Annotated in this window: 1 protein-coding gene; it reads left to right on the top strand. The window is 51.4% G+C overall.

Features of this window, described 5'->3' with window-relative positions; translation table 11 throughout:
• On the top strand, positions 1-449 hold a 449-nt coding region (locus ACTHUR_RS20775; protein ID WP_440400696.1), incomplete at both ends, for a hypothetical protein.

The following is a 449-nucleotide window of genomic DNA, read 5'->3' as shown; positions in this document are numbered from 1 at the left end:
CACCGAGGCCTTCCAGTCACCTGGAGCAGGTACTGCTTCCTTAATCTTAAATGACTTGCAACCGATTTACGGACAAGACGTCCGAGGTGCGCAAGCCGCACTGATCGGACTTCAATCGGTAGAAAATTTGACTACGGCCGTCGGAGCGGGCAAGGTATTGAAGCAGGTTGTCAAACCAGGCGTTAACAGCTTTAAGCGCATGCTGGACAAAGACGCCCGGGGAGAAGCAGCTAAAAAAGACGATCCGCCGAAACCCAACTTTGACAAAAAAACAGATCCACCGGCAGATCCGCAACCACAGGAAACATACCCCAAACGTGATGCAAATGGGCGTTATCACGACGAACTCGGACGTTTTATGCCCGATCCGGGGAGAGCTGCCACTGCTTTAAAACGGCCGAATTTGCGCAAACCGATAAGGGACAGTGTGTATGACCGGTATATCAAAC

This window comes from Neisseria sp. P0021.S007, assembly GCF_051956855.1.
This window is presented reverse-complemented; position numbering and strand designations above follow the sequence as displayed.